Raw genomic sequence first — 3,349 nt, forward strand, 5'->3', positions numbered from 1 at the left:
ATCTGGGAAATGCTGGCATTGGAAAGTGCCAGGTTCCAGGAGCGGGCAAGAGGAATTCGGATCAGGCCGCAGATGATGGTGCGCAGAGCTGCACCGTGGCAGACAATGGCATAGGTCCTGTTGTCTCCCCTGTCCACCAGTCCCTGAATGGTCTTCATGCACCGTTCCTGGCATTCTTCGAAGGATTCACCATGGGGCAGCTTGAGAGAGCCGGCGTCATGGTACATGGCTTCGATCATGCCTGGCCAGATGGCTTCGATTTCCTGATAGGTTTTTCCTTCCCAGTCTCCGAAGGAAAGCTCCATCAGACGGTCATCCTTTTCCAGCGGAAGGCCATGGGTTTCCGCAATGCCCTGCGCAGTACGGGCAGCGCGCTGGAGAGGGCTGGTGATGACGGCGTCAAGGTGAATATTTTTGAACCATTCCACCGTTTTTTCCGCCTGGGCCAGCCCCTTATCGCTGAGAGGCACATCGGTCCTTCCCTGGTATTTTCCTGTACTGTTCCAAATGGTCTGTCCGTGACGGACAAGGTAAAGTGTAATCATAAAGGCAAAACCTCTTTCATGGCATGAAGCAGTCTGTCATTTTCTTCTTCGGTTCTCACGGCCAGGCGGAAGAAGGATTCGTCCAGTCCTTCGTAATTCCCGCACTGTCGGATAAAAATGTGGTAAGGCAGAAGGCGCTGCTGCAGAACAGCGGCATCCTTCACCGATCCGGTGAGCCTGAGAAGGATGAAATTCACTGCTCCCGGATACACCTTCAGTTCCGGAAGTTTAGAAAGCTCCCGGGAGAAGCGGGCCCGTTCATCCCGGCAGAAGGCCCGGGACTTTTCAATGTACTCCCTGTCGCCGGCCGCATAGGTCATATACAGCTGGGCGGGACCGTTTACATTCCAGGGAATGAGGGCATCTTTGATTCTCCTGGTCCATTCCGGAGAAGCAAAGGAGCAGCCGATGCGAAGTCCCGGCACCGCATAGAATTTAGTGAGGGACATGAAAACAATGAGATTCGGATACTTTCTGCAGAAAGACCGGTAGGACCGATCCCCTTCCACGAAATCGATGAAGGATTCATCAATCACCACAAGGCTTCCCGTTTCCTGAGCTCTTTCCATAATGGCGTGGAAATCCTCCGGGGAAAGGAGACAGCCGTCCGGATTATTGGGGTGTCCCAGATACAGAAGGGAGCCTTCCGTCATTTTTTCCTTCAGGTCTTCCAGGGGAAGGGAAAATCCATGGTCCCTGTCCAGGAAAAAGCTTTCTGTCCGGATGCCTGCCGATTCGGCGGAAAGCCTGTACTCGCTGAAGGCCGGCGCCGGCACCAGCACCCTGGACGGGCGGGCGATACGGAGAAGGGTGTACATGAGCTCTGTGGCTCCGTTGCCCAGGGCGATGGTTTCTTTTTCCATGCCGTAGGCCCTGGAGAGAGCTTCCGTCACATCCCGGTCCTCCACATCCGGATACCGCAGGGTTTCTATTTCCCAGAAATGTTCAAGAGCCCTTCTCCCAGCGGGAGAAAGGCCAAGAGGGTTGATATTGATGCTGAAATCAAGAATCTGATTTCTGGCGGAGGGAGACAGGGAAAAAACATCTCCCCCGTGCCTAGAGCTTTTCAAAGTCATTCATATCACACTTTCTGCACTGCATGCCCTGGTTGGTAATATGCACAAGGTCCAGGAAGGAGACCCGTCCCTCCAGGTGTTCATCCAGGAAGGAACGGACCAGGGTGCCGTCTTTATCTGGAGGAAGAATGAGTCCCAGCACCGTGCCGCTGTGGGCACAGATGACTCCCTTTCCTCCCATGGCCATGCCCAGCCGGTAAAAGTCAGGCAGCGGTTTTTTATAAAGAATCTTCTGATTGGCAAAGGCACTGATGGACGCCGCTTTTCCGATGAGATCCAGATTTCTGTTTTCCATACCCTGCCGGAAAAGAGAGAGCGCCTCTTCGATTTCCTTTTCATTGCTTTTCTGCAGCGCTTCCAGATCCTTTCTGGAGTTGAACTGCATGGTGTCCACTTCCCCGCCGCAGTCATAAATCAGGATCTGCATGGGTGGACAGAGGCCCATTTCCCGTATGAGCGTGCCGCCCCGGTAATCGAACTGCACCACTCCTTTAAAGAAAGTGGCATCGCTGGGTTCGATGGAAAGAGCGATATGGGCGATTTCCCTTTCCGAAAGCTTTCTTCCGCAGGCCAGTGCCGCCGCCTGAGCCGCCGCACTGATATCCGCCGTACTGGAAGCCATGCCCTTTCCTTTCAATATATAGGACTTCAGGCGGAGAGGCAGCTGCCTTCCTCCTTCCCCCAGATAGGAAAGGGTATGATGCACCGCCTTCTCCGCCTTTTCCGGCAGAGAATCGCCCTTTCCTTCAAAGTCGGACAGCGCATAGGAAAAGCGGTCCACAGGACAGGTCACCATAAAGGAGGAACCTTCTGCATAGCCCTGGATAAATTCTCCGCAGGACCCCGGTGAACTGACTAGATATGCCATAGATTCCCCCTGGTAAGTAAAACGAAAAGAAGCGCCAGGAAAACCTCTGTCACCTGGTTCACAAAGCCGTAGGTATCTCCTGTGGTGCCGCCGATTTTTCCAACGATCCAGCGGTTGAGATAGAGCCCCAGAAGAAGAGCGGCTCCCGCCAGGATAAGGTAAAGATATCCGAAATACAGAGCCGGCAGCAGAGCAAAAATCCCCGCTCCCAGCACCGCATGCTTCGGACGGTAGGCAGAAAAGGCCTTGCCCATGCCGTAGGGACGGGCATAGGGATATTCACAGATACTGATGACCAGATTCAGCCGGCCCAGAGTAGGCGCCGCTATAAGTATGGGATAAAGAATCCTGTCCGTAGACCCCAGGGACAGGGTATAGAGATTGATAAAAAGGATCATGGACAAAAGGCCGAAGGAACCGATCAGGCTGTCCTTCATGATTTCCAGCGACCGTTCCCGGGAACGGCCGGAAAAAAGACCGTCCGCCGAATCCATGAGCCCGTCCGCCAGAGTGCCTCCCGAAAGGAAAAGCTCCCCCACCACCACGAGAAAAGCGGTGAGATAGGGCATATCCAAGGGCTTCATCAGGAAATAGATCAGACACATAAAAGCGCCGATGATCCATCCGTACACAGGAAACCAAAGGACACTCTTCCCGAACTCCTCATCCTTCCATACTGTTTCATTGGAAATATGGATACGGGTCATAAACTGAAGACCCACTAAAAAAGAATTCATCCGATCACCACATAATTTAATAGTTACTATAGAGACAGAGCCTGCCAAGGCAGGCAGTCCGGCCCAGCCTAGGGAAGCGCTGATTAAATCAGTGTTTGCTTTCATTCTTGAAATTTTATGCAA

Annotated in this window: 4 protein-coding genes; all 4 read right to left on the reverse strand. The window is 53.1% G+C overall.

Translation table 11 applies throughout. The annotated features are described in order from the left end of the window. Nucleotides 1-545 (reverse strand): alpha-ribazole phosphatase (gene cobC / locus ACI4N7_RS01250; protein ID WP_439731554.1); only part of this gene is annotated, 545 nt, incomplete at its 3' end. Further along, on the reverse strand, nt 542-1,621 hold the full coding sequence (locus ACI4N7_RS01255) for a pyridoxal phosphate-dependent aminotransferase (RefSeq protein ID WP_439731555.1): 1,080 nt from the start codon (nt 1,619-1,621) through the stop codon (nt 542-544). The genes ACI4N7_RS01255 and cobC, both read right to left, overlap by 4 nt. Next, nucleotides 1,602-2,489: a GHMP family kinase ATP-binding protein gene (locus tag ACI4N7_RS01260; protein ID WP_439731556.1), complete on the reverse strand. Its 888-nt coding sequence runs from the start codon at nt 2,487-2,489 to the stop codon at nt 1,602-1,604. The genes ACI4N7_RS01255 and ACI4N7_RS01260 overlap by 20 nt, the downstream gene beginning before the upstream one ends. After that, the gene (locus tag ACI4N7_RS01265) at nt 2,477-3,226 is read right to left on the reverse strand and encodes an adenosylcobinamide-GDP ribazoletransferase (RefSeq protein ID WP_439731557.1); all 750 of its coding nucleotides are present in this window, start codon (nt 3,224-3,226) and stop codon (nt 2,477-2,479) included. The genes ACI4N7_RS01260 and ACI4N7_RS01265 overlap by 13 nt, the downstream gene beginning before the upstream one ends. Nucleotides 3,227-3,349: the final 123 nt, after the last annotated feature.

Source organism: Dialister sp. (assembly GCF_051885895.1).
Taxonomy (GTDB): Bacteria; Bacillota; Negativicutes; order Veillonellales; family Dialisteraceae; genus Dialister.

Bases quoted from the DNA above. Each gene is read 5' to 3' on its own strand.
- ACI4N7_RS01255 (WP_439731555.1), bottom strand. From the start codon at position 1,621: ATGACTTTGAAAAGCTCTAGGCACGGGGGAGATGTTTTTTCCCTGTCT.
- ACI4N7_RS01260 (WP_439731556.1), bottom strand. From the start codon at position 2,489: ATGGCATATCTAGTCAGTTCACCGGGGTCCTGCGGAGAATTTATCCAG.
- ACI4N7_RS01265 (WP_439731557.1), bottom strand. From the start codon at position 3,226: ATGAATTCTTTTTTAGTGGGTCTTCAGTTTATGACCCGTATCCATATT.